The sequence below is a fragment of the Spirosoma lituiforme genome (genome assembly GCF_054776635.1).
Window position 1 is genome coordinate 703,792 of sequence record NZ_BAAHBO010000003.1, and the last position, 23,219, is coordinate 727,010.

At 44.6% G+C, this 23,219-nt stretch carries 18 protein-coding genes; 9 read left to right on the forward strand and 9 right to left on the reverse strand.

The window, feature by feature from the left end; genetic code table 11:
• Positions 1–57: 57 nt before the first annotated feature.
• Genes ACYU87_RS15355 through ACYU87_RS15370 form a run of 4 tightly spaced genes read left to right on the forward strand, consistent with a single transcriptional unit; the run spans position 58 to position 8,946 of the window.
• Complete coding sequence (locus ACYU87_RS15355) at positions 58–1,941, forward strand: site-specific DNA-methyltransferase (RefSeq protein WP_461134941.1); 1,884 nt, start codon at positions 58–60, stop codon at positions 1,939–1,941.
• Between the two features lie 2 nt (positions 1,942–1,943).
• Entirely contained in the window at positions 1,944–5,063 is a 3,120-nt protein-coding gene (locus ACYU87_RS15360) for a type III restriction-modification system endonuclease (protein ID WP_461134942.1), read from the forward strand.
• Between the two features lie 5 nt (positions 5,064–5,068).
• Positions 5,069–8,296: a helicase-related protein gene (locus ACYU87_RS15365; protein WP_461134943.1), complete on the forward strand. Its 3,228-nt coding sequence runs from the start codon at positions 5,069–5,071 to the stop codon at positions 8,294–8,296.
• A complete protein-coding gene (locus ACYU87_RS15370; RefSeq protein ID WP_461134944.1) occupies positions 8,296–8,946 on the forward strand; it encodes a DUF4391 domain-containing protein in 651 nt (216 codons plus the stop codon). The genes ACYU87_RS15365 and ACYU87_RS15370 overlap by 1 nt, the downstream gene beginning before the upstream one ends.
• 108 nt (positions 8,947–9,054) lie before the next feature.
• On the opposite strand, the gene ACYU87_RS15375 is transcribed toward ACYU87_RS15370, so the two are convergent.
• Together ACYU87_RS15375 and ACYU87_RS15380 are read right to left on the reverse strand one after the other, a co-directional pair.
• Positions 9,055–10,044: a nucleotidyl transferase AbiEii/AbiGii toxin family protein gene (locus tag ACYU87_RS15375; RefSeq protein ID WP_461134945.1), complete on the reverse strand. Its 990-nt coding sequence runs from the start codon at positions 10,042–10,044 to the stop codon at positions 9,055–9,057.
• Complete coding sequence (locus tag ACYU87_RS15380; protein WP_461134946.1) at positions 10,041–10,766, reverse strand: DUF6088 family protein; 726 nt, start codon at positions 10,764–10,766, stop codon at positions 10,041–10,043. Before ACYU87_RS15380 ends, ACYU87_RS15375 begins: the two co-directional genes overlap by 4 nt.
• Positions 10,767–11,228: 462 nt before the next feature.
• Between ACYU87_RS15380 and ACYU87_RS15385 the strand changes: the two genes are divergently transcribed.
• Entirely contained in the window at positions 11,229–12,443 is a 1,215-nt protein-coding gene (locus tag ACYU87_RS15385; RefSeq protein WP_461134947.1) for a tyrosine-type recombinase/integrase, read from the forward strand.
• Here the strand turns inward: ACYU87_RS15385 and ACYU87_RS15390 are convergent.
• Complete coding sequence (locus ACYU87_RS15390; RefSeq protein WP_461134948.1) at positions 12,436–12,960, reverse strand: hypothetical protein; 525 nt, start codon at positions 12,958–12,960, stop codon at positions 12,436–12,438. The two genes, ACYU87_RS15385 and ACYU87_RS15390, sit on opposite strands and share 8 nt — an antisense overlap.
• A gap of 10 nt (positions 12,961–12,970) precedes the next feature.
• On the reverse strand, positions 12,971–13,978 hold the full coding sequence (locus ACYU87_RS15395) for a hypothetical protein (protein ID WP_461134949.1): 1,008 nt from the start codon (positions 13,976–13,978) through the stop codon (positions 12,971–12,973).
• 336 nt (positions 13,979–14,314) lie between these two features.
• On the opposite strand from ACYU87_RS15395, the gene ACYU87_RS15400 reads away from it, so the two are divergent.
• The 4 genes from ACYU87_RS15400 (at position 14,315) to ACYU87_RS15415 (ending at position 17,260) form a co-directional block, all read left to right on the forward strand.
• Entirely contained in the window at positions 14,315–14,545 is a 231-nt protein-coding gene (locus tag ACYU87_RS15400) for a helix-turn-helix domain-containing protein (RefSeq protein ID WP_461134950.1), read from the forward strand.
• Between the two features lie 40 nt (positions 14,546–14,585).
• Positions 14,586–15,497: a toprim domain-containing protein gene (locus ACYU87_RS15405; RefSeq protein WP_461134951.1), complete on the forward strand. Its 912-nt coding sequence runs from the start codon at positions 14,586–14,588 to the stop codon at positions 15,495–15,497.
• Positions 15,498–15,834: 337 nt separating this feature from the next.
• Positions 15,835–16,782: an ArdC family protein gene (locus ACYU87_RS15410; protein ID WP_461134952.1), complete on the forward strand. Its 948-nt coding sequence runs from the start codon at positions 15,835–15,837 to the stop codon at positions 16,780–16,782.
• A 271-nt stretch (positions 16,783–17,053) separates the two neighbouring features.
• Positions 17,054–17,260, forward strand: coding sequence for a hypothetical protein (locus tag ACYU87_RS15415; RefSeq protein WP_461134953.1), 207 nt, complete (start codon positions 17,054–17,056; stop codon positions 17,258–17,260).
• A gap of 66 nt (positions 17,261–17,326) precedes the next feature.
• Here ACYU87_RS15415 and ACYU87_RS15420 read toward each other — a convergent pair whose 3' ends face one another.
• The 5 genes from ACYU87_RS15420 to ACYU87_RS15440 all read right to left on the reverse strand — a co-directional run bounded on the left by ACYU87_RS15420 (position 17,327) and on the right by ACYU87_RS15440 (position 23,205).
• A complete protein-coding gene (locus ACYU87_RS15420) occupies positions 17,327–17,722 on the reverse strand; it encodes a hypothetical protein (protein ID WP_461134954.1) in 396 nt (131 codons plus the stop codon).
• Entirely contained in the window at positions 17,706–20,444 is a 2,739-nt protein-coding gene (gene mobF / locus ACYU87_RS15425) for a MobF family relaxase (RefSeq protein WP_461134955.1), read from the reverse strand. Before mobF ends, ACYU87_RS15420 begins: the two co-directional genes overlap by 17 nt.
• Before the next feature lie 169 nt (positions 20,445–20,613).
• Complete coding sequence (locus ACYU87_RS15430; protein WP_461134956.1) at positions 20,614–21,399, reverse strand: hypothetical protein; 786 nt, start codon at positions 21,397–21,399, stop codon at positions 20,614–20,616.
• Between the two features lie 12 nt (positions 21,400–21,411).
• The gene (locus tag ACYU87_RS15435; RefSeq protein WP_461134957.1) at positions 21,412–22,932 is read right to left on the reverse strand and encodes a type IV secretory system conjugative DNA transfer family protein; all 1,521 of its coding nucleotides are present in this window, start codon (positions 22,930–22,932) and stop codon (positions 21,412–21,414) included.
• A gap of 117 nt (positions 22,933–23,049) precedes the next feature.
• Positions 23,050–23,205 (reverse strand): hypothetical protein, encoded by a 156-nt coding sequence (locus ACYU87_RS15440; RefSeq protein WP_461134958.1) that lies wholly within the window; start codon positions 23,203–23,205, stop codon positions 23,050–23,052.
• Positions 23,206–23,219: the final 14 nt, after the last annotated feature.

Below are 23,219 nucleotides of genomic sequence, written 5' to 3' on the forward strand. Positions count from 1 at the left end.
AGATTAGTTTTTGGAAATACCATAATGACGATAACCTCCACAAGTGAACGCCTTGATATGGCTAGCACCGATTTGGTGAATCATAACATAGGAGCTTTAGCAGCCTTATTTCCCAATTGTGTAACCGAAACACCAGCTGGCAAGGCTGTTGATTTTGATTTGCTCAAACAGGAGCTAAATCACCAAGTCATCGAAGGGAACAAGGAGCGGTACCGCTTAGAATGGCCGGGAAAACGTGAAGCGATTGTAACGGCAAATCTTCCAACCAACAAAACCCTACGACCAGTTCGCGAAGAATCCGTTGATTTCGACAATACTGGGAACCTTTATATTGAAGGTGACAACCTCGAAGTATTGAAGCTTTTGCAGGAAAGCTACTTTGGCAAGATTAAAATGATCTACATTGATCCACCTTATAACACTGGGAATGATTTTGTTTATAAAGATAACTTTACACAAGAAAGTGAAGAGTTTAAAAAAGAGAGCGGACAAAAGGACGATTATAGTCAACGCTTGATAGCTAACCCCGATACTTCTGGCCGGTACCATTCTGACTGGTTAAGTATGATGTATCCCAGGCTGAAGTTAGCGAGAAATCTATTAAGTAATGATGGAATTATTTTTATCTCTATTGACGAAAATGAACTCAATAATCTAAAAATTATTTGTGATGAGATTTTTGGACAGGTAAATTTTGTAGAACAAATAGCATGGAAAAATAAATATGGCTCTGGAGCTCTAACCAAGGGATTTGCAAATGTACATGAGTATATTTTAGTTTATTCAAAAGATATTCTTACAAGTATTGCCGCTCCATTGAGTGAAGATCAAAAGCTTGAATATAAACAAAAAGACGAAAAGTTTAGTGTTCGCGGGGGATATATAACCCAGCCTCTTGCAACAACGAGTAAGGACGAGAGACCTAACTTGCGTTATCCTGTACATCATCAAGGTGTCGAAATATGGCCTGAAAAGCAATGGATTTGGTCAGAAGATCGCTTTTTAAAGGCTTATAATAATAATGAGATTGTTATTAATGAAACAAATGGAAATTATAGCGTAAGATCCAAGCAGTATTTAAAGGACGAAAATGGAAATCTTAGATTGGGGAAACCCATTTCATTATTGAATGGCCCTTTCAATCAAGAAGGAACGAAAGAAATTAAAAGTTATTTTTCTGAAGTAGTTTTTGACTTTCCAAAACCCACTGCATTGTTAAAATATTTATTATCATTTGTTATAAATGCAAATGAGGATAAATCATTTTTCGTTCTAGACTTCTTTTCTGGATCAGCGGCAACCGCAGATGCTATTTATCAACTAAATAGTGAAGACGGCGGTGATAGAAAATTTATATTAGTTCAGATTCCAGAAAGAACAGATGAAAAGAGTGTCGCTTACAAAGAAAAATTTGAAACTATTTGTGAAATAGGAAAAGAACGAATTCGAAGATCGGGTAAAAGAATCAAAGAAGCATTAGATAATAGAAATTCAGAACAGCTTGATTTCAGTAGCAAAAAAGAAAAAGATTTAGACATTGGCTTTCGTGTATACCGTCTAGATGAAAGTAATATGCAGGATGTTTACTATCGTCCTCAAGATTATAATCAGGATCAATTAGAGATTTTTGCAGACAATATTAAATCTGACCGATCCGCTGACGATTTATTAGCGCAAGTAATGCTCGATTGGGGATTGCCACTTTCCTACAAAATTGATCAGTTCGAAATTGCTGGAAAACAAGTATTCCAAGTGGCGAAAAATTCACTTATGGCTTGTTTTGATGACAATATCGACGAGACATTTGCAAAGCAAGTGGCAGTTTATAAGCCTATACGTATCGTATGCCGTGATAAGGGATTTAAAAATGATACTGCTAAAGAAAATGTAAGGCAGCTACTAAAACAATTGAGTCCTGAAACCGAAATGCGTGTCATCTAGCTATGAAATTACAATTTAAAGAACAGGACTTTCAAATTCAGGCAGTAAAAGCAGTTACAGATTGCTTTGCTGGTCAGCCCAGAGAAACTAACCGTTTTACGCTCGAAAGAAGTGAAGAGATAATCCGTAAAGCCAAAGCAGCAAGTGTTGGTCAAACAGATATAGATATGGATGTGATGGAAACGATTGGTTACCGGAACCGTCCTATCCAAATCACCGAAGATCAGCTGCTTGAAAACATAAAACTGGTACAACGCCAAAACGATATACCGGAAAGCGACAAGCTGGACCGTCCCAAAGGCCTGAAACTTGGCTATAACCTAACTATAGAAATGGAGACGGGGACAGGTAAAACCTATACCTATATCCGTTCTATGTACGAACTACATCAACTGTATGGTTGGAGTAAGTTCATCATTATTGTGCCAAGTATAGCCATTCGGGAAGGAGTATATAAATCGTTTGAGGTTACACAGGATCACTTCCAGGAGATTTACGGACACCGTATTAGTCCGTTCATTTATAACTCTGGCCGTCCCCAGGATATTGAAAACTTTGCATCTGATAGCCGTATCAGTGTGATGATCATCAATACCCAAGCATTTAACGCCAAAGGTAAAGATGCCCGAAGAATATATATGGAGTTAGATCAGTTTGCCTCCAGGCGTCCAATTGAAATTATCGCGCAAACTAACCCCATCCTGATCATTGACGAACCGCAGTCCGTCGATGGAGATCGTACACTAGACAGCATGCAGGATTTTCGTCCGCTGTTCACTTTGCGTTATTCAGCTACGCACAAAAATGAATACAACAAAGTGTACCGATTAGATGCCTTGGATGCTTACAATAAAAAGCTGGTTAAAAAGATTCAGGTCAAGGGAATAAGTCTCAAAGGAAGCACGGGTACCACGGGTTACGTGTATTTGGAGCAAATACAGCTTTCAACCAATAAGGCACCAGTCGCGGTCATTGAATATGAGAAACGCAGTGGCACCGCTGTTAAACGTGTTCGGGAGAAGCTGGAGAAGGGAGCGAATCTCTTTGAGCTATCAGGTGAAATGCCACAATATAAAAACTGGATTATTCAGGACGTCGATGGCTATTTTAACAAAGTAATCATTAATGGACAGGAAATCATCGCCGGTGAAGCCATGGGGGATCTGGACGAAAAAGCTTTTCGTCGCATTCAGATACGCGAAACCATTCTTTCTCATTTCAGCAAAGAGCGTGACCTTTTCGAAAAAGGAATAAAAGTATTGTCGCTCTTCTTCATTGACGCAGTAGAGAAATACCGGATCTATGATCAGGACGGGGAACAGCAATTAGGCGAATACGCCAAAATTTTTGAAGAGGAGTATAATCTTCTGAGAAACGATTATATCGACTTGTTCCATCAGAGTTACAATCAATATTTGTACGACGCCGACCCAGGGCATACGCACAAAGGATATATGCCCGATAACTATGCTCAATACTTAGAACGAGATGACGCAGAGCGCGTACATAACGGGTATTTTTCAATTGACAAAAATAAGAAACTCGTTGATCCCTCATTAAAGCGTGGGAAAGAAGACACCGACGATATCAGTGCCTATGATTTAATCATGAAAGACAAAGAGCGCTTGTTGAGCTTTGACGAGCCAACCCGCTTCTTGTTTTCGCACTCTGCCCTGAAAGAAGGCTGGGACAATCCCAATGTTTTCCAGATCTGTACGCTCAAGCATTCGGATGCGACCATTCGTCGTCGCCAGGAAGTCGGGCGGGGAATGCGTCTTTGCGTCAATGATCACGGTATTAGACAGGATTACGAAACAGTCGGCGAACAAGTTCATGACATTAACAAGCTAACCATTGTTGCTTCCGAAAGCTATGAAATCTTTGCTAGAGGCCTGCAAAGCGAAATTGCCGAAACCCTTAAGGACCGGCCTCAGAAAGCCTCTGTCGAGTTCCTGGCGGGGCGTTTGGTGAAGGATGAAAAAGGTCATGATTTCCGTTTGACGCCCGACGAGGCAAAAAAACTAAACAAATTCTTATACAAGCATGACGTGCTGGACGAGGATGATAAGATCACAACCGAAGGGCGTCAGAACATTGAAGAAAATAAGCTTCCCTTGCCGGATAACCTAGAAATCTATCGCGCCAGCTTGACGGGTCTGCTGCGCTCGATTTATACGGGCGCAGGTATCATGCCCGAAAATGACAGAGACAACATAACGCTTACGCTTAACCCTAATTTCCGAAAAAAAGAATTTCAGGAACTGTGGAGTAAGATTAATCTGAAAACGATTTACGAAGTCCAGTTTGACTCAGAAAAACTGATTAAAGATGCAAAAATCCGGATCAATTCGGATCTGCACATTGCTGAGCGCACGTATGAAGTCCGTAGTGGTGAGCTCAAAGAAACTACAAAAGAAGAACTCGTTCAACGAGAAGGATTTAGGGAAACTGCCCGAGAGAGCAAGAAACTCAAATCGGACATTTACACCAATACCGTCTATGACATTGTGGGGGAGATCGTAAAGCTCACCAACCTAACCCGTCGAACCATAGTAGAAATCCTGAAGGCGATTAATCCAGATAAGTTTTTGCTAATCCGGAAGAATCCAGAAGAGTTCATTGCTAAGTCCGCAAAGTTGATTAACGAAGTAAAGGCAAGCCTGATCATCAACAACATCGTTTACCACAAGACCGAAGAACGGCATGACGCTAAAACTGTCTTCGCAAATGATAAATCGGTGATCCGTCAATCAGAATTCCTGAAAAAGCACATATATGACTATCTCACTACAGATTCCAAGACCGAAGCTCGCTTTGCCGAGGCCCTTGAAAGCAGTAGTCAAGTGTCTGTATATGCCAAGTTACCGAAGACCTTTTACATCACCACTCCTGTAGCCAATTACAGTCCTGACTGGGCGATTGTGTTCGATAACGAGACAGTGAGACATATCTATTTCGTAGCAGAAACCAAAGGTTCTGACTCAAATCTCGAACTGCGGGAGATTGAAAGTCTAAAAATTCACTGCGCCGATGAACACTTTAAATCCATTAGCGGACAAGAGGTAAAGTTCTCAAAAGTCAGCAGTTATGAACAAATGTTAGAAATTGTGCAAGTGAAGTAAGGTCTATGAAACTTCTCGACAATATTAAAAATCGCTTGGGCGAGGATTTGAAAGAAGAAATTAAAGTAGGCAGCAAATTATCGATTGCTGCTTCCTCTTTTTCAATCTACGCCTACGAAGCTTTGAAAAAAGAATTGAGAGGAATTGACGAATTGCGATTCATCTTCACCTCTCCAACTTTTGTCGAAGAAAAATTTCAAAAGGAGTCCCGTGAATTTTACATTCCAAATATTTACAATGAATCTCATATTTGTGGTGGAGAATTTGAGTTACGGCTTAAAAATGAGCTAAACCAACGTGCCATCGCAAAGGAATGCAGCAACTGGGTCAAAAAGAAAGTAACGTTTAAGTCCAACAATCACTCTAATCAGCCTCTTTTGGGCTTATTGCATATAAATGGCATTGAGCAGCAAGGAACGGCCTATACCAACCTCAACGGATTTACGACGTCGGATCTCGGCATTACGCCCAAAAAAGGATTCCCCACGCTCATCCAGAAAACCGGATTTCCAGAAAGCACCGCCTACCTGGAGTGGTTTAATGAAGTATGGGACAATGAGAACAACCTGACGGATGTGACGCAGGCAGTACAGAAATATTTTGAAAATGCGTTTAAAGAAAACAGTCCGGAGTTCATCTATTTCGTCACCCTATACAATCTGTTTCAGGATTTCCTGAGTGACTTGTCACTCGATAACCTACCCAATGATGCAATCGGGTTTAAGGAAACCGCTATTTGGAGCAAACTGTACAATTTTCAGCGTGATGCAGTTATTGGGGCCATTAATAAGCTCGAAAAATTCAACGGCTGTATTATTGCTGACAGCGTCGGTTTAGGAAAAACGTTTTCCGCACTTGGCGTAATCAAGTATTACGAAAAAAGAAACAAAGATGTCCTCGTACTCTGTCCTAAGAAGTTAGAAGCGAACTGGAACACGTACCGCCACAATGATAAGAATAACATTCTGGCAAAAGATAGGTTCGGTTATGACGTTCTGTTTCATACTGATTTATCCCGTGAAACAGGCTTAAGCAATGGACGTAGCTTAGAAAATGTGAATTGGGGGAATTACGGCCTCGTCGTCATTGATGAATCCCATAATTTTCGCAATAACAACACAGCCGTCGGAAAAGAAAACCGGTATCAGAAATTACTCCGTAAGATCATTCACGAAGGCATCCAAACTAAGGTTTTGATGCTGTCCGCGACGCCAGTCAATAACCGGTTTAATGACCTCAGAAACCAACTTGCCTTGGCTTATGAAGGTTCAGCCAATAAAATTGATGAAAAACTCAATACCGAATTCAGTATAGAGCTAGTGTTCCGCCGAGCACAGCAGGCCTTTAATTCTTGGTCGAAGTTTTCAGCTGAACAGCGAACAACAGAACGTCTGTTAGAGATGCTGGATTTTGACTTTTTTGAAATCCTCGACAGCCTCACAATTGCGCGTTCACGCAAACATATCACAACATACTATGACACCACTGACATCGGTAAATTTCCTGTTCGGAATAAGCCGGTATCGATACAGAGTTCCCTAAAAGAGGGAGTGAGCATAAACTATGAAGACATTGCCAGCAGATTAGAATTGCTCAATTTGTCAGTCTATTCGCCATTAAGCTATATCCTGCCCAGCAAGATCCCGCTGTATGCGGCAAAGTATGATAAGAAGGTCAAGTCTGGAACTTTCACACAGCAAGATCGAGAAAAGAGCTTGCAGTTACTGATGAGAATTAACTTGCTGAAGCGAATTGAGAGTTCAGCTGATTCATTTAGTCTCACACTTGAGAATATAAAATCCCAAATTGAGGGTGCCATTGCATCTCTATCAAAAGACGACACCGAAACACTTTCGGGATTTCAGGCTGATACTTCTGAAGAAGAGTTTGATTGGGAATCAGAATGGGGTGAAGAAGAGGAGGTGACCGGTAAGAAGATTAAAGTGCGTATCGCCGATCTTGATAAGATGCGCTGGAAGGAAGATCTGTCTACGGACTTATTTGTAATTGAAGAATTGCTAGCGGACATTAAAGAGGTAATCGGGCAGTTTGATTTAAAATTAGAAAAATTAAAAAACCTGATCTCTACAAAAATCGAAAATCCATCTAACCCTGGGAATAAAAAAGTTATTGTCTTTACCGCTTTTGCCGATACGGCCAATTATCTATATGCCTCGTTGAAACAGTATTTTAAGGATGAGTACGGTATCAACACGGCGCTTATAACGGGCTCAAGCCGTAAATCGTCGGCAAAGAATATTCCAACTGATCTAAATGTCTTATTGACCTGTTTTTCTCCGCTCTCAAAAGGCAAAGCGCAAACGATGCCTCACTTGGAAGAAAGTATTGATATTCTGATCGCAACGGATTGCATATCTGAAGGGCAGAATTTGCAGGACTGTGATTATCTCGTGAATTACGACATTCATTGGAATCCAGTACGGATTATTCAACGTTTCGGGCGCATAGATCGCATAGGGTCAATAAACAGTAATATAACGATGGTCAACTTTTGGCCAGATATGACCCTCGACAAGTATATCAACCTCAAACAAAGGGTTGAGAACAAGATGTTGATTAGTAACATGGCCAGTACGGGCGATGATAATATTTTAAATACGGACGAAAAGGATCTCGAATACCGGAAAATTCAGCTTATGAAGCTCCAGGACGAAGTCGTGGATTTGGAAGATTTGAAAGAAGGCGTCAGCATAACGGATCTAGGGCTAAACGATTTTAGAGTAGATCTGGCTAATTACCTCAAGATATATGGTGATTTAAAGAATATTCCCCAAGGGCTTCATGCTGTTGTCAAAGCCAAAGATATCAGCCAACGAGGGACTATTTATGTATTGAAAAATACACATAATAAAGTAGACATTGATAAGCATAACCGATTACATCCCTACTATCTGGTTTATATAAACGCAAGCGGTGAGATTATTCAGGGTCATCTGGAAGCCAAGAAGACACTAGATATGGTTCGGTTACTTTGCAAAGGCGAGTTAGAGCCTATTACTGAATTGTGTGATGCCTTAAGTCGTGAAACCAATGAATACCGGAAAATGCAAACGTATACAGATCTCTTGCAAAAAGGAATTGGATCTATTCTTGACGTGGATGAAGAGAAAGAAGTTCTCAGTCTTTTTTCCGCAGGTGGTACAACTGCATTGACACATGCATTAAAAGGAATTGAGGATTTCACTCTAGTTACTTTTATCGTGATTAAATAATGGACATCTTCGACCTTCCAATCAAAACCAATGTTGAGAAAACCATTCCGAAAAATGCGTTTGATCGATATATCAGCGCGAAACAAAAAAAGCTGTTCACTGATCTAGTCGAAAGAATCCGATGGACAAATAAATTAAGTAAGGAAACACTTAATTTGAGTGGAAGCGAGATAAAAGAAATTCAGATTTTTTCAATTGACCTTAAAGATCAAGACGGCATAGACGAGTTAATGGCTATCATTGATAAATCAATTCCTTATCCAATAATCTTTTGCCTTCAGCACAAAAATAGACTTCGGTTCTCAACAAGTCAAAAACATCCTCATCTGCTTAATCCCGATAATTCTGTAATTGACTGGACGTTTTCGAGTGACTGGATAGACCAAATGACCGTATCTTATTCCCTTAATTTAAAGCGAAGCTTAGACTTTATCTTTTTTGATTTTTGTCTTCAGTTATCTCGGTTTCCAATCAAAGCTAAAAACCTGGCTGATCTGGTTGAGCATGAGCAACGTTTTAAGGATTTAACCACCTCCATACGAAAACTGAAAGTGGCTCTTGATAGATGCAAACAATTTAATAAAAAGGTCGAGTTGAATATTGAACTTCAAAAGAAAAAAGCTGAACTATTAGCACTAAAACAGCAATAAATTCTGATGGCTGGATTTTACAAGTTGTTAGTTCTAATCCGCAACTATATCTTCTGATTAATGTCTAAAGCATCCATTTTTACACTGTTATTCAATCTAGTTCTTAATTTAATTTTTCGTTTCAAGCTCTATTTCCCACTTAATCATAGATAATCTTTCTCTGATTTTTATCAGCGTTCTTAATATAGCCTCATTATCTGGGAAGTCGCCATATACCAGATTTCTGAATTCACCATTGTACACGCCTTTTAGCCCATTCCAGACATTTTCTGTATCCCGAAATACCAATGCGTCTTTAGGGTGATGAACTAACCATTGGTTATTATTTTTGAAGCTGACGACATCATCATTGGCAACTTTCAGGAGCATTTCGTCAAATGCAGGTGATTGGAAAAAGGCATCGTATTCATCCTGCTGCAACAGTTGGTGTAGATCGTATGTATGTCTGATTTTCTTTTTTAAGTCTTCAGTGGGATCTTTCCCATAGGAAAACCGGACGAGGCTCATTATCTTCTCACATAGTGTGCGAATAGGTTCGAGGACACGAACCTCGAACGGGAGCAACCCGTAGTCTCGTGCTATGCTCTCCTGTCCATTGGTCACCATCATATTGCCGACAAATGAATTTAGCATTCTGGTCGTGTAGGGCTCAAAATAGCCCAGCCAGGTGGCTTCAACTACAATGACATCACGCACTTGTCCATAAGCTCCCGTAAATTCTTTACTGTAGTTATGAGCCGTTTTTCGGTTCATACCCATTTTACGCGTTAAGCCTTCGACTTGGACTTCAGGTAATACGGCATTTACCACTTCGCCAATCATTTTAATTTTGGTGCTTAGTCTATTGTTGGTTTCTCCATCGCGTCTTAAGACCACCAGATCAATATCCTCCGACAGCCGGTCAATCATGTCGTAGCATTTTGAGAGGGCTGTGCCGCCTTTAAACACGGTGTCAGCTCCAATCGGATGATAAAAGATCGTATGCAGTGCATAAGTCACCCAATAGTCTTTTTCGACATAAATAGCCGCTATTTGCATCTGATCAGCCGTGAACTGCACTGCTTGCCGAAAAAGCGTTTTGTTTTCGTGTAACCTCATACGATATTCCACTTGTCAGCAGTGCTCAGGAGTTTGCCCAAGCCGGGCAGTTTGTAGTTGGTAATCGGGTTCAATGTTTTGTAGAGAGAAGGGGTCAGTGACGTGTTCTCCAACTCATCCAACAAGGCTCCTAACAGCGCCCTTGTAGCGGGTGGATACTTGAAAGCCAGACGCATCATTGTCCTTATATCTTTATCTGAGATCGTTTGCAGTATGGCCAATAAACGTTTTGCTGAGGCTTCTAAGCTAGCATCCGGGATCTTTTTTATAGTGCGAATAGCGTCCAGAATTTGCAAAAGAGAAATATTCTCTTTGGTAATAGTATTTTTCTGCTTGATAAATGAGATCGTGTAACGCTCCCGTTTAAAAGCAGGCCGAATGTCTTTTTTACCAATCTGGATCGTATTGCTCACCTGTGTGGTTAAGCCCAACTGATTATAGATACTGTAACCAGTGAGATAGCCCGTGATTTTGCCATCCTCTTCCAGCAGGTCCTTGACCACTTGGGTTTGACTAGGAAGCAGGTCGCCGAAAGGTGTACTTTCAGGCTTGTAGTACTTGCCTTTAGACAGTTTGCCAATCTTACCGGATTGTACCATACGGTTAAGGGCTTTTATCACCGCTTCCTTTTGGCTCACCTCAGTACTAAAATCGGCATAGGTGAAAACATAACCTTTAGGGAATCTGTCTATCGTAACTGCAATATAATCAGACGTTTTCATGGCCCAATATTACATTAGATAAGTTTAAGATGTCCAGTTTTTTATTAAAAAAACTGGACATCTTGACGTGCATAGCTGGATGAGCTAGCTTCTGGGAAGCCAGAAGCTAGCTCATCCAGCTGATCAACCGCCACGAATGCATTTCTTTAGGGGGACTTTGTGGGGGACTGGGAACGAAGTGGCAATTAGAAAATGCAGCCTTTTTCTATGTATAGGGTCATAAAATGGAATCCTGCTCGAGGAGCCAATACTTCCTTTAATCAGCGTTATTTGTTCTTAAAAACCTTGACAAAACCCCGGTTTTGTAGGGCTTTTGGCGTATCGTTTGATTTACGAGCAATCACCCAGATTACCCCGCATTTATTCGAAATGGGGGCATATTGGGGGCATGCTGTGAATTTAGCATATTCTTTGTCCCCCGCTTGTTCAATCACCGCCAATAGATAGAAAGGGAGGGGAGCCATGCCGCTCACCGACATGCAATGCCGCACCGCCAAACCAAAAATCAAACCATATAAGCTTTCTGATAGCGAGGGTCTTTATCTGGAGGTCTTGCCATCAGGAGGACGCTACTGGCGACTTAAATACCGCCTTCACGGCAAAGAAAAGCGTCTGGCGCTCGGCGTTTATCCGAAGGTCACTCTATTGGAAGCCAGACAGGGCAGAGACAAAGTTAAGCGCGAACTCAAAGACGGGATCGATCCGAAGCTTGCCAAGCATGCGCGAAAACAGCAAGCAGCTTTCGCGCATGGTCAAACTTTCGAATTAATTGCCCGTGAGTGGCACAGTAAGGGATTAGAAACATGGGACCCGCGTTACTCGAAAACCATTCTGCACCGTCTTGAAAAGTACGTTTTTGATAGTTTAGGTCAGTTCCCGATTCATCTTCTGAAGCCGCTCACTGTACTTGCCTGTCTTCAGGCAATCGAGGCAACCGCCCCCGAAATGGCACGGCGGATTAAGCAGTTGATCAGCCATATTTGCCGGTATGCAATCATAACGGGCCGCACTGAGAACGATCCGACGACAGGTTTAGAAAAGGCTCTTAAGCGTTATAAGAAGGGGCATTTCGCATCCCTCGACATTGATCAGTTGCCTGAGTTCATGTTAGCTCTTCACCATCATAAGGCACGTCTGCACCATCAAACTTATCTGGCAATCCGTTTAATGTTCCTCACTTTCGTTCGAACCAGCGAGCTTGTCGATGCAACTTGGTCGGAAATAGACTTTGATCAAGCTATGTGGACGATACCAGCTGAGCGCATGAAAATGCGCAGCCCACATCTGGTACCGTTGTCCCGGCAAGCTCTAGAAATTCTTTCAGAGTTAAAGAATATGAATGGCAAACGCGATTTCTTATTTCCGAGCCTTCCACGCCCTCGAAAACCAATGAGTAAGGGTACAATCTTGGTTGCTCTTAAGAGGATGGGATACAGCCGACGAATGACGGGGCATGGCTTTCGCGCGCTAGCCCTTGGTGTTTTGAAAGAGAAGCTAGAATACTCTCACGAGATTGCAGACCGTCAACTAGCTCACGCACCTAGAAGCAGTACAGACCGAGCTTACGACAGGGCCAAGTTTTTGCCTCAGCGTATTAATATGATGCAGAAGTATGCTGATTACCTCGACCAAGTCTATATACAAAGCTTGATGAAGCAGATTAATAAGGCTAATTAATCTCTTCACCTTCTCTAAAATATCGAACCTCAAAGTTTAATTCGTCAGAGTTTGTTTGAAAACATACGAAAACTCCAAGCTGGTAGCTTAGTTCGTTCCCATAGAGATGAGAAGTGTAGGCCATTAGTTTCAGACGATCATACTGAAAAGATACCCTGCTAGTACTCTTTTTGACCTCAATCACGCACATATTTTGTTCATGGCTACCACGCTTATGAACGATGATATCAGGGAATACAGCTCTATCAACTGGATCTTTTCCAGCTTCTTCTTCTCTCAAAAAGCCTGCCTGTCGTAAATCTTCATTTAATAAATATATTTTCTTTCTGTCGTCTTCTTGTGCGTTGCCGTTGTATTCGCAGTCAACATCAAAGTCGACAACAAGTGCCTGTAGGTGCTCAGCTAATTTATGTGAGATACTCCGTTCGCTCAGATCTTTCTTTAAGAGCCAGGAATCACGCTCAAGCACTCTCTGAGCTGCTCTATTTATGTAGTCAAATAACTCTTCTTCAGTCATGGTCCTCTGCCTACTTAGTTTTCTGTCTGATATTCAACACAAGCTTCTGTATTAACTTTATCAACTGAAGAATGTCTTTCTCTCTCACCACAATGCGCTGCCCAACTTGATACGAATTATCTTTGCTCTTTGAGACATACTTATCATCTACAATACCTTCACTATGAGCTAGAAGGTGTCGTTTCTGGAATAAAATCAACAATTCGTTCAATTCTTTTGTAGAAAGCCAATCATCATAACCTTCACTGAAGACGCTATTCCATAGCTTGCTTCCTTGATCGAGTCTCTGGAAAGCGTTGTGAGGTATCTCTGAGTTTTTGGTATACCTACGGTATGTTTCTTCGGAAAATCGTTGAAAAGCGACAACGCAATCAGACAAACTTGTCTCAATCAATGACAAGCATGTAATTTCAGCTTCATCGACCTGACCTGCCTCCTCGAGAGCAGTCTTTATCAATGGAATGTTTTTGATTTTGACTTCAACTTTTTTTATAGAGTCATCAAAGGTTTTTTCGACAGAGTTATGTCCGCAGCAAGGGCAAAAGAACGCGCTTCCTATAACAGCATAGTTAGCGTTACATTTTTCGCACTCAATCTCTAATTGCATTTCTTTTTGCGCGCGGATCGGTACAACAATGTGCTTTCGTGATATCCCCGAGACGTTCAGAGAAAGTGATATGAACCCTCCCTTAGGCTGACTGTTGTTGAAGCCTTTGGCATCCTTGCGTATAGCCTCTCCAATTGCACCTCTGATTTGCTTAATAGCTTGTTGCTTTGCAGTTGCTAGCTGTTCAGTCGTCCACCAAGAGTCAGCGTTCGCTTCATGCCGACATTTTGGACAAAACACGGAATCGTCGGAAAAAAGATCATGCCAGTCATCGGCCTTCACTTTGAATTGAAACATGCAGTTTTCGTTTGGACACTCTTTGTCCAAGTAGCCCTTGTCGTCAACGGACACTGGTACTGAAACCGTTGTGCGTTCTAATTGCTTTAGTTGTTTTAGAAGGTTTTCAAACATGGCTAATCAGTTCGGCATGAATAAAATTGAAGCAATAGCTTAATATAGAGCAATATACGAATTATCGCGATAACATTGTCTATGCTCTCCATGTGGCCCTAAACGACGTATGACGTGTATTACAGGCGGGATTATCTCATGCTGCTTTCTGTTTCCGTGATCCAAGAATTAATTAAGCTCTCTTCGAATAAATAAAAATTATCCCAATGTATTATTCATTATTAATAGGATGAAAATCCCATTGTATTCCGCTATATACTTATGTATCATGAATATATTCCTAATGTCTACATCATTGATGACATAGGTTGATTCGCTGGCTCTGAGGAGGGGACAATGACGGACAAGATCGAATCTCTACTCGACCGTAAGAGTGCTGCCAGATACCTCAATCTTTCGCCAGGAACGCTGGCTGTCTGGGACTGCACCAAGCGTTACAACCTCAATCCGATCAAAATCGGCCGCGCCGTGCGCTACCGAAAATCAGACCTGGATAAATTCATCGAACAAAGGCTCTGGTCATCTAACAATCCCAACCCTGACCCGCCCAGTAAGACGCGCCGTTAAAATCTAAGCCATTCCTTTTTTCCGTTGCCTGGAGATCGCCGTGAACATTGATCATGCGAAACTGATACCTATTGCCCAGATTTTAGATCAACTCAACATTAAGCCCCGTAAAACGAGTGCAGGCAAACTCCTTTATCTGTCACCCATCCGCAAAGAAAAAACACCGAGCTTTTGGGTCTATAGCAAAACCAACAGCTGGTATGACTATGGCATCGGGCAGGGTGGTGATCCCATTGATCTGGCATGTGCGTACCTCAAATTTATCCGGGAAGATCATACCGTCGCGGACGCCTTGCGATGGATCAGCAATATCACTATTGGTCCTTATAAATTTGCCCCAGCTTCAATAGATGCGCCAAGGGAAGATGACGAACCCTGTCTTTTCCTGAAAAAAGCGGGTGTCATTCAGCATATCGGACTGATTCATTATTTGGGAAAACGTGGCATCCCGGTGCCGACCGCTCATAAACACTTGAAAGAAGTTCATGTCCATAACAAGCGCACGCAAAAGAGTTTCATCGCCCTAGGATTTGACAATGAGGAGGGCGGTTATGAACTCCGCAATCCTTTCTTCAAAGGTTCGCTTGGGTCGAAGTCCATATCATTCATTCGCGGCTCAGTTCCGGAAGAGAAAGCGATCCACATTTTTGAAGGCTTTTTCGACTACCTCTCTGCTATCGCACAATTGAAAGGCCCAGGGTTCAAGGGTGATACCATCGTTCTCAACTCGGTCTCCTGCCTCAAGCAGATTTTGCCGTACATCAGCAATTACGGGTATCGTAACGCTTTTACTTGGCTCGACAATGATTTTGCCGGTGATACCGCCACCCGCACTCTTAGCGAATTCTTCAAAACGCAACATGAGCTTATCCACAAACCCATGAACCGCATCTATGCCCCACACAAAGACGTGAACGCATGGCACATGCACAAGCTGAATTTGTCCATATAAGACCCCGAGCCTTTGGAGGATGCACGGGGCGGTATATCATCATTTCCGTGCTCGATCATCTGATTTTTGTTACGAGCGCTCATTTGCGGTTATGGCTTGTTGCCATCGTATGAGCCCGATGCTTGCTGCGATTAACTCGAATGCTGGTGTCAATCGTTCAGGCCCGCTCTGCCACAACTAAGGCTTAAGGACGGGACTGTACCCGCCATCACTCTTTCACCAACAAGAATTTTCCCCGGCCTGACGGCCTTCCTCGCGAGACAAAATTCTTGCCGGTTCCTTCGCTGGATACCGGGTTTTGCCAGTCCCTGTAACCCTCACCTGTGGAGAAAACACCATGACGACCAACACCCGCAAAACCTCTTCCAAACGCACTCAGCAGAAAAGCGCTTCCAACGAAACCCCTCCTACCCAAAACGACCTTTACGCCCGTGTCACGGGCAAGATCATCATCGACCTCGAACAGAGAAATCTAACATGGCGCAAACCGTGGCACTCCGATCATCTTGCCGGTCAGGTCATGCGTCCGCTTCGCTGGAATGGCATTCCCTATCAGGGTATCAATACCCTCCTACTATGGGGAACAGCCGCCGAGCATGGCTACACTTCGCCTTACTGGATGACCTATAAACAGGCAGTTGAGCTTAAGGCCAACGTTTGCAAAGGCGAGAAGGCAACACAGATCATCTATGCCGACAAAATTACGGTCGAAGACAAGAACGATAACAATGAAACCGTGACCAGTCAGATCCCGTTTCTAAAACCTTATGCTGTTTTCAATGCCGATCAGATCGACGGTCTGTCTGACAGATATTATAACCAGACCAAACAGGAGATTGTCGATACGATGTCACGTAATCGACAACTTGAAACTTTCTTTGCGGAAACCAAAGCCGACATCTACACCGGATGCGAAGCCTCCTATTCTATCACGACCGACCGCGTTCAGATGCCGCCGTTCGAGAGCTTTGCAAGTGTTGAAGATTATTATGCGATTTTAGCCCATGAAATCACGCATTGGACGCGGCACCCAACTCGTCTTGACCGGGATCTAGGCCGCAAGGTGTATGGCGATGCCGGTTACGCGAAAGAAGAACTGGTTTCCGAACTGGGAGCCTGCTTCCTGGCGGCTGATCTTGGTTTTGAGCCGATGCCGGAGGCCAAACATGCGGCCTATATCCAATCCTGGCTACACGCTTTGCAGAACGACAAACGCCTGATCTTCTCAGCGGCATCCCACGCGCAAAAGGCCGTCGAATACCTGCATGGTCTTCAACCATCCTGATTAACGAAACGCCGGACGGAGTGCCTTGAGTAATGTTCCGTCCGGTTTCAACTCCCGCTTTTCTGTGTCCGTTGATTGATGCTGTCAGCTTAACCGCCACCCTTGCTCCGACGCTTATCCCTCCTTTTTACTAACGAAAAAAGGCTCTGCGACTTCGGCAAAAAATAGACACTCCGCTTCACTTCGCATCGATTTTTTGCCTTCGGGGAGCGGTCGCAAGGGTGGCGGTTTTAATTGCTGACATCATCAACAACACAGAAAAGGAGATTTGATGATGACCAACCAGAACACTAACCCGAAAGGCCCCTCGCATATCGTCTACAGCGTCAAACAGAAAGATGGTTCTGACAAAGCGGTGTGGATCAAGGTCGGTGCGGCATGGGCCCATAGCGACGGGGAGGGTTTAAATCTTATCCTCAACCTCTTGGGTCAGGATATAAACCTGACCATCCGGCCCAACAAGCCAAAAACTGAATAAACCCGTAGCCGGGCAGACGTAAGTTTGCCCGGCTTTTTTATTGCCGCTATTTCCGAACGGCAAGGGTTAGCTATCGCTTTTTTCCAGGACAATTTCTATGACCACGCTTTTCTGTTTATCCTCATCAAGCACGTAGCGCGGGTCGATAGCAGTGATGATGCGAGGCAGATGGTCAAGCAACGCCACAAAGAGCGTTTCGAGACTATATCCCAGTAAGGTGACATTGTGCGATGAAAATCCCAGCTTGATCATATTCTTTTCGTTGTTTGGCTCAAAGTCTGCAACGACCAGATAGGCGTAATTCAGAAAAGCCTTCCGGCCATCCGGCCAGACCAGACAGACGTTCCGTGTATGACCCGGCGCAGTATAATTCTCGATCAATAGCAAACTGGACCCGTCCGCTGGATTGGTTGGGTCATTTTCGCGCAACTGGTCGAAACGGAGTTTAAAGCCCTGGTTCATAGTCAAGATCTTTAAAGCGGGCTATTTTTGAAACGTCTTTCGGCTTGTCCAGATTAACCGGCTGACGGTTCAGATCGTCGCGGATGCGTTGCTGTACGAGGTCTGTCGTCTTATTTTTACGTCCGACCAGTTCAAGGGCCGATTGCCGGTCGCCCATTTGAGACGCCTGCAACATCAATTCTTCTTTATCATCCGTATAGATACGGACACGATCACGCCCTCTTGAAACAGAGACGTAAAACTGTTTCGCGTTCGTTGCCGAAAATGTGGAAGCCGGTTGCGAAATAAAAACCTCATCAACCGTTTTCCCCTGCGAAGCATGGGATGTGACGCAGTAATTATGCGCAATATGGCCGAATTCCTTATCCAACCGGTATTCGACCTTGCTCTGTGCGTTGCGTAAGATCACGTCCCCTTGTTTCGACACTTTCAGCACGTCCAGCGTCTGGCCGTTATTCATTCGCGTTCCATCACGATCAAAGCCGTTGCGGGTGATACGCACGGCATCACCCTTGGCAAGGCTGATTTCGCTCTTGTGGTACACGTCATAGTCGCGGCTCCTGACAGTTGGTAGGGGCACGGCGTGTCCCTGATCGTCTTTTATCATCACGCCCTTGTCAGTCGCGTTTTCGACCGTCCACACGCTACCGCGCCTGATCCCGGTCAGATTCTGATTGAACTGAATCACCTGACCGGTTCTGAAATTGCGCCAGTCGCTCCGTTCGGCCTCCGTCAGGTTGAGATTGACTAGACGGGAAGCCGTCACCTCTTTTTTTGAGAGCATGCCGCGTTCCTTCAAAGTCCGGCGAATATCACCCGTCACCGCTTCGCCCTGCGCGTGGGTTGGGGAAACGGCAAGTGCCGATCTGCCCTTTTTGACCGTATCGACATAATCTTTCACAAGCTGTTGATTCGCCTGTAACGGGTCGATGGTCTGTATGGCTCCCATGCTGTCGAGTTTGGTAAATCCTTGCGCGACATCGCCCTTCGCCAGATCTTCCACAACTGAGCGGTAGTCCGCTCCGCGTTGCCGGTAAATCCGGCTGACCTCCGCCGTCTTGATACCGCCGACGGTATTTAATATACGCAACGCATCACCGCGTATTACAGCATTATGCTGCCTCGTATCTCCGCCTAAAATTAGTCGGGCGTTCTGCTTTGTTGTGATTTCAAGAAGCCGGGTCATGTCGGACGTTCCCAGTAATCCGGCCTCATCAATCCATAAAATTTTATTCCGTAAGCCCTCCTGCATTTTCTCATCGACGAGAAACCGCGCAACGGTTTCAGCTTCCTTGAAACCCTCTTCGCGCAGGACACCCCGCGACGCTTGGGAAGAGGGAGCCAACACCGTCACTTTTTCGCCAGCCTGTTCCATCAGACCGACAGCTTCTTTCATCAACGTGGTTTTGCCCGTGCCGGCAGCACCACGGATAATCGAGACGCGGTGCGGGGTGGTCAGGACGTGCCGGACAGCTTCTGCCTGTTGACCGTCAAGTTTTAATTCAGGCGCTTTGTCGTACAGTGGCTTCAACTTGCCCTGTCCCTGACGGGCAAGATTGACCATCCGTTGTTCCTCAGACAGAACCTGTTTCGTTGTACAGAGTGTCCGGCCTTTTTCTTCAACATGAACCAGCCGACCATCTGCCTTGAAACCCGCCGTCACCGCATCCAGCGACACCGTCCGTTGCCCGATACTGTGCCGGTACGCCTGCGCCAGCAACCGGCGCTCTGACTGTACAGACGCCCGTTCAAAGCCATGGCTTATCGCATGATCGACGCACAGTTGCGGGGTGAGGTTGCTTTTATCCTGAACCGGAGTGGCGTGACGAAGGGTTCGTTTCCCTTCTTCGTCGGTCAGCGGCCCCAGATCAAAAATCTGCTGCCGCCAGTTTTCTTTCAGTTCGGCCATGCTATGGCCTTTCTGCTTACGCGCCCGTGTTCGTGCGCCCAATTCGCTAACCTCTTTCGGATCAACGATGCCCTTTTCCTTTGCGACGCGATTGATCTCATCCAAGCGCTTGGAAAATAGGTCGATCACGTTTTGCGGTACGCCTTCGACCTCGAAACTTTTCTCCGTCCGGCGTATCTGATAGCCGCCGTCCATCAGCTTGTCAGACAACCGCTTGAAAAACATCTCTTGATAATACGGCATGTCTCGTTTGATGTCCGTAAAACGGGCCGCCTTGATTCGCTGTTCGGCGTTGTCCCATGTTGCATTTTGCACAAAGCAATGTGCATGTAACTGCGGGTCTGGCAAACTGCCATCCAAGGGGCGGGCGGTCTGGTGGATAAATTCTGACCAGATTAATTCGCCCGTGTCGCGGTCTTCACTCATTCCGTTCTGTCGCACCCGCGTTTTGCTGTCCCGCTCGATGTCCTGCATTGTTTGACGAACCGACTCTTGAAAAGCCGTCAGGATACGGTCGTCGTCTGACAGGCCATGGATGATCGAAATACTTTTCGGGCAAGAAAATGAAATGTCCCAGCCCGTGACCCGGTTTTCTTTTGTGCGGGGCGTCAGCGGCTTTCCGGTATTTGGGTCGATGTTATCGCATAGATTATGAAACACTTCCTTATTGACCAATCCGGCAAGCCCCAGCCGTTCTGCCAGCTTGCCCTGCATCCGACCCGCCAGTTCCTGATCGTCCAGATAGTAATCGGGCTTTGACAGTGCTTCAGAGAAGTACTGTTTTGCGTGACCCGCGCTGTTTGAGGCTATCATCCTTATCATGGCTCAGAGTTTACATCTGGCCGCGCTAACAGGGCTTAAGATTTACGCCCTGTTAGCGGCCATGCGTCAGCAATAAAGAGTGTCGTGCAGTGCAACGAATTAACACATGCAAATTTTTACATTTAACATCAGGCATCTGCCCTTAGCAGTGCTAGAGGGGTTACCGAGCCTCGATAATTTCTTCAGGCTGGGTGAATGAGTCCGCCAACTGACGACGAAGGGCCGGGTCTGTCGGACGGCGACCCTCAAAACTGACACCACGCGCTTCTGACGCATCTTTCGCATTCATGATCACGTCACCCAACTCTTCATTCATGATAATAGTATCGATTTTATCCATCACTGCATTATCGGCCTTGTGATGTGAAGCGACATGTCCTAGTGAATAGAAAACACTACATATCATCAAAAGCACACCAAGTGGCTGAGAGATCAGCCAGAGAAACAGGCCGATAAAAAAGAATAACCCTGGTTCAAGCACTGTTTCAATCATCCGCTGATCTGCATACTGACCATTAATCTTTCGGTCTCTAAACCAGCTATTTATCTCACCTTTTGACACGCTGACGCGGCCAAAATTGAACACAGAGGGCAGACGTTTGATCTCATTTCTCCGCTCGATTGCCTGCATCAGGAAATAGCCAAAAAAAGCGTACCATGTCAGATATTGCCCAATAAAGGGGAAGAAATAAAAAGCCCGTCCAGAATAAATGTAACGTGGGAAGAGGTCAAGATCCGTGTATTTCAGTACCGGGAAGAAGCCAAGAATGGCAACCAGGAATAATGCACCCGAAAACGAAAAATACCGTTCGCCAAAGTTTTTTCTTATCAGCGTTTCCAGCAGCAGGCGAGGCCATGAGCTGGCTAGTAGAAAAAAGTTAAGCAGAGCTTCGCCGATTGCATTCCGGCGGCGGAACATGGTTTCAAAATATTCATTGGTTCTCATGACTGTATGGGTTTAAAAATTAACTGATTGATTCGGTCGGTAATCCTGATTAAAGACCATTTTGATATGATTGAAGCCGCTTGAGAAGCACTCCCCGGCCCGGTGGATGTAGGCTTCAACCCGCAAACCGTTCAATGGGCCACCAGTCCTTAGATTGACGAATTGCTCCGGCCTGACGACCCGTTCCAGCTTGAGTGCCTGGCCACGTGTTTGTGAAAACTGTTCCGATGCTGTCCTGCTCTTGGTTTTCTCTTCAAAAAATGCATCACCAATCAGTTTGCTGGCGAACTCATTTGTCGTTTCGTCGGTGTTCGTATTAAATATTTTTGTTGAAAAATTTCCCAACAGACTTCTCACACGGTACTCAGCTTTTTGCCCACCCATTACGGCGTAGTAATTGGATAGCGATTGAGACAGGAAAACCGTTGCGATCCGGCTGCTACGGGCAGTTGTAAGGAACTGGGCGTCGAACTCACTAAGGAACTCCTGTGCCTCATCTATAAAAATGAAGCATGGACGAGGTTTAAGGCGAACATCACGTTGTTCCCACGTTCTGATAAAAATCAGTTTGGCCGCGAGTTGAATGTCCCTACCAACCTTTTGGTATGTTTTGGTTGGCAGATTGATAATTACGATTTTACCGTCGAAACAGTCCTCAGGTGTGATTGTGCTCTTTTTACAGAACAGGGAGTAGAACGGTTCACGTAACAGACTGAACATAAATGCAGTCACGGACACCTGTATGATACTTCTTGTCTTCTGGGCAAGCGGAATAAACTCGTCAACAAAATAACCATCGACAAATTTCAGAAGTCTTGCATCAGGAATAGCCTCCAGTATCTCGTCTTCAAACGCATCTTTGTCTGAAGAGACAGTTTTTCCATTTTTTATACAATCAGCGGTCCATGCGTCGATCTGCTTATATACATTCTCCTGAGCAGCTTTGAACGCCTGATGAAACGCCTTGTCTCCCTGCGCAAGACCTTTTATCGCATCATCTGCCTGAGGGATCGTCCGTATGATGTCATAAATGGACTGTACGGAAACACGATTATAAGCCAGTCTGCACAGATCAATCGTATTGGTAATGAGGAGCTTTAATTGATCCTGCCAGAAGAAGTCATTACCTTTCCCGCTATCCTGTGTCTGTCCGGCTTCGATAATTTTGGTTAACAGCTCAACGATGTTATCCGTCGAAGCGCTTGTATCTATTTCACCGCCAGCGGCATGGTCAATTATGTTGAAGGCATGGTCAGCTTTTGGCTCAATGACAACCAGGTCATTCAACCGCCCGGTCAGCGCGCAATAGGAACGCCACGTTTCCACCTCGTCCGGTTTCACCGTAAGCACCAGGCCACCAAAACCGGCCATCAGGTACTTTATCGCCAACATTCTCCCGGGTCCGCTGGATTTTCCGCTTGACGTTGCGCCAAATACCGCAATGCCGGAAACAGCATGGCGTATCGTCAGGTAATCTGTTCCGTCTACAGAGGGAAATTCTATAAGAGGAGTATCCAAGTCAAAATTGCTCATGATTTCATGTTTTGAATTGATGTATCACCATTTCTGGAAACGGGCCAAAGCACGCAGGCTTTGACCCGTACCACATTCTGCGTCTAATCGGACTCCCGATTACAAATGCCCATCATGTTACTTTTTGTAGAACTTGCCGGTATAGGGGCAAGGCTCATACACGTCACCGCCGGAGACGATTTCGGTGATCTTGCCTGAACCGGTTACATCTGTAACGCAGCCAGTGATCGTCGTGCCGTTTGGCCCGTCTACTGTTTGTGTTGTGTTAACCATTGTCAAATGTCGTT